The sequence below is a fragment of the Pseudonocardia asaccharolytica DSM 44247 = NBRC 16224 genome (assembly GCF_000423625.1).
In the GTDB taxonomy this organism is placed as follows: Bacteria; Actinomycetota; Actinomycetes; order Mycobacteriales; family Pseudonocardiaceae; genus Pseudonocardia; species Pseudonocardia asaccharolytica.
In genome coordinates this window covers 1-3,530 of record NZ_AUII01000059.1, presented here as the reverse complement: position 1 = coordinate 3,530, position 3,530 = coordinate 1, and the positions used below count along the sequence as shown (strand labels likewise).

General features: G+C 70.7%; 3 protein-coding genes and 1 pseudogene. 3 read left to right on the top strand and 1 reads right to left on the bottom strand.

Annotation, left to right across the window (positions count from 1 at the left end):
• Nucleotides 1-202: hypothetical protein (locus tag G567_RS35780; RefSeq protein WP_211224072.1), on the top strand; the 202-nt coding region annotated here is incomplete at its 5' end.
• Nucleotides 199-600, top strand: a complete 402-nt coding sequence (locus G567_RS0124945) for a type II toxin-antitoxin system VapC family toxin (protein WP_028932050.1) — start codon at nucleotides 199-201, stop codon at nucleotides 598-600. The genes G567_RS35780 and G567_RS0124945, both read left to right, overlap by 4 nt.
• 14 nt (nucleotides 601-614) lie before the next feature.
• On the opposite strand, the gene G567_RS0124940 is transcribed toward G567_RS0124945, so the two are convergent.
• Nucleotides 615-1,838 (bottom strand): PP2C family protein-serine/threonine phosphatase, encoded by a 1,224-nt coding sequence (locus G567_RS0124940; protein ID WP_245585791.1) that lies wholly within the window; start codon nucleotides 1,836-1,838, stop codon nucleotides 615-617.
• 67 nt (nucleotides 1,839-1,905) lie between these two features.
• Here G567_RS0124940 and G567_RS0124935 point away from each other — a divergent pair.
• Nucleotides 1,906-3,530, top strand: a pseudogene (locus tag G567_RS0124935) (NAD-glutamate dehydrogenase); the annotation flags it as partial.

The window sequence follows — 3,530 nt, the reverse complement described above, 5'->3', positions numbered from 1 at the left end:
GGACATCATCAACAGCCTCCAAGTCGGTACGACACACCGACTCGTGGCTGGGTATTTCCGACCGGATCTGCTTCACGAAGTCAGACGCAAGACAGATGCCCTGCTCGCAATCGGGCGCGATTCGGCACGCAGGCTGGCCGAGCCGGCGCGTTCGGTCGATCACGGCGAGCTGCTGTACGACGAGCGCGGGCTTCCCCGTTGATCGTCGACACCTCGGCGCTGATCGCGATCCTGCGTGACGAGCCGGATGCCGAGTCACTCGCCCTCGCCCTCGCGGCGACCGAGCCCCGAATATCGGTGGCGAACTATCTGGAAACCGCGATCGTCATCGACTCCGGCCGTGATCCGGTCGCGAGCCGCCAGATCGACCACCTGGTGGCCAAGGCCGGGCTGGTCCTCGAACCGGTCACAGCCGAGCAGACGCACGTCGCCAGGGCCGCCTACCGCGATTTCGGCCGGGGCAGCGGCCATCCGGCCAAGCTCAACTTCGGCGACTGCTTCGCGTACGCGCTTGCGATGTGCCGCGGCGAACCGCTGCTGTTCAAGGGCAACGACTTCACCCACACCGACGTCATCCCCGCTCCAGCCGACCACGCCTGACCCGCGGCGGCGCCTCAGCCGACGTCGGCGGGCACCATCTGTGCGTGAGCGGTGCTGGACCAGTCCACCATCAGCAACGTCGCATCGTCCTGTAGGCGCTCCCCCTGATGGGCGAGGACCGCGGCGGCCAGCCGCCGCAGCGTCTCCGGCGCGGGCAGCTTGTTCAACGCCGCCCGCTCGGTGAAATCCACGAGCCGCCGCTCGCCGAAGAACGCCCCACGTTCGTCGCGGGCCTCGGTGATGCCGTCGGAGTACAGCAGCAGCCGGTCCCCGGGCTCGAGCTGCTCCTGACCGACCACCGGGCCCGTGGCGCCGACCGCCCGGACGCCGAGCGGGGTCCGCTGCGGATGGTCGAGCTGTTTGACCACCCGGCCAGCGCGCAGCAGCAGCGGCGGCGGATGGCCGGCCAACAGGTACTGCAGCATCCCGGTCTCGGTATCCAGGCGGGCGAGCACCGCGGTCACGAACTTCAGCGGTCCCGGCTGCTGGACGATCAGATCGTCGGCCCGGCTCGCCAGCGCCGCGAGGTCGATCTCACCGGCGCGGCGCCCGTTGCGGATCGCGGTGATGGCCAGCGCGGTGATCAGGCCGGCCTGCATGTCGTGCCCGATCCCGTCGAAGACCGCCAGTTCCACGGCGTTCGAGTCGACCGCGTAGTCGTAGGCATCCCCCGCAACCCGATCGTGCGGCTCCAGCAGCGCGGTGATGACCACCTGTTCGGTGGCGAACGTGCGCGGTGGCAGAAGATGCCACAACAGCTCCGCCGGCACCGACAGCGGCCCATTGCTGCGCAGCCGGCGTAGCCGGTCGCTGGAGACGAGCTTCGTCATCACGATGTGGCCCACCAGCCCCGACAGCACCCAGCACCGTCGCCGCAGTTCGGGATCGTCCACGACGTCGTCGTCGAGACCGATGCACAGCATCCCCACCCGTTCGGTGCCGTCCAGTACCGGCACCCACAGCACCCGCCCGCCGCGTTTGTCGGTGCCGGCCAGGATCTCCTCGGTCTGGTACGCGCGCCCGGCCAGCGTCCCCGCGATCTGCACGGCCGGAAGGGGCTGCGGTTGCACCGGACTCAGCACCCGCTGCGCCAGGTCGACCAGCAGCACCTCCGCGGTCAGACCGACCGACCGCACCGCATTGTCGATCATCACTGAGAGCTGATCGCCGGTGACCCAATGCGAGTCCTGGACGATGCGGGCGAACAGACGTGCCCACTGATCGTCCGCGATCCCCACGAACGAACCATAGGCGGCAGCCGTCGGCAGGTGTAGAGACAATCGTGGGAGCCGATCGGGGGTGGCGATGAGTCACGCCAGGGACGAGGCCGGGCCGGCGGCGGCCGACCCGGAGCTGGTCGAGCTGTGCCGGCTCTACACCCGGCACGTTCCCGTCGAGGCACTCGGCTCGGACGTCGACGCGTCGGTCGCGCTCGCCGATGCCGCCCGGACCCACCGGGCCATGGCCGCGCATCTTGGGCCAGGCGCCCCGTTGATCGACGTCCGCGGGGCCGCGACCGGAGGGACGGTCGTCGACATCCTCAGCGAGGACATGCCCTACCTCGTGGAGTCGGTGCTGGCCGGCGTCGGCCGGGTCGATGCCCGGGTCCGCCAGATGATCAATCCGAGTGTCGTGGTGCGCCGCGGCGTCGACGGTGAGCTGCTCGAGGTCGTCCCCGCCGCGGAGGAAGCACCCCCGGGTTGCGTGATCGAGGTGTGGATGCGGATCGAGCTCGACCCGTTTCCCGCCGACGAGTTCGCGGACCTCGAAGCCGAGCTGCGCCACGTGCTCAGCGACGTCCGCGTGGTCACCGGGGACCGCGAACGCATGGTCGGCACCGTGCGGAAGGTGGCGGCCGAACTGGCCGGAGCGCCCGCCGCCGATGCCCAGGATCTCGCGCGGCTGCTGGAATGGCTCGCCGACGGGCACTTCCTGTTCCTCGGCTACCGGCGCGATCGCCGCGAACGGCGCGGCCACCGGCTGCGTGCGGTACCGGGATCAGGGCTGGGCGTCCTGCGCCAGGACGAGCCGTCGCTCGTCCAGGATCGCGACGCCGACGCCGTGGTGTTCACCCGGGCGAGCACACCCAGCCGGGTGCTGCGCCCCGCCTACCCGTACTACGTCGTGATCAGGTCCGTGGGGGCCGTCCAGCACAGATTCCTCGGACTGTTCACCGCGGCCGCGCTGCGCGAGAACGTCCTCGACATCCCGGCCATCGCGGGGCGGGTGCGCGCCGCGATCAACCGCGCGGGCTTCCCGCTGGAGTCCTACTCGGGGCAGCGGATGCTCGAGGTGCTCTCCGACTACCCCCGGGAGGAGCTGTTCGGGGCCGGCGTCGAGGCCCTGCACGAGACCGCCACCGGCGTGCTGGCGCTCACCCAGCCGCGGCGGCTGCGGCTGTTCCTGCGACGGCAGCCGGACGGGCGCTTCGTCTCCTGCCTGGTCTACCTGCCGCGCGACCGGTACACGACGCGCGCGCGGCTGGCCATGCAGGACCTGCTGCTCCACGAGCTGGGCGGGTGGCGGATAGACCACACCGCGCGGATCAGCGAGTCGAGACTCGCGCTGGTCCACTTCGTCGTCCAGGTCGATCCGGCTGCGCCGCAACCCGACCAGATCCGACTGCAGGGCCAGCTCGGGGTGGTGATCCTGACCTGGGACGACTGGGTGTTCGATCTCGTCGGCGCGGGCGACGACGAGATCGCCGACTACGTCGCCGGGGTGCCGGAGGGCTACAAGGACGACACCGACCCCGTGCAGGCGCTCGCCGACCTGCGCCGGATCCGCGGGCTGGGCAGCGAGCCCCATTTCGAGCTGGTGCTCGGCCCCGACACGGAGGTGCGGTTCCGGATGTTCCGGATCGGCGCGGCGGTCTCGCTCTCGGCGATCTTGCCGCTGCTGCAGGACCTGGGGGTGGAGGTGCTCGACGA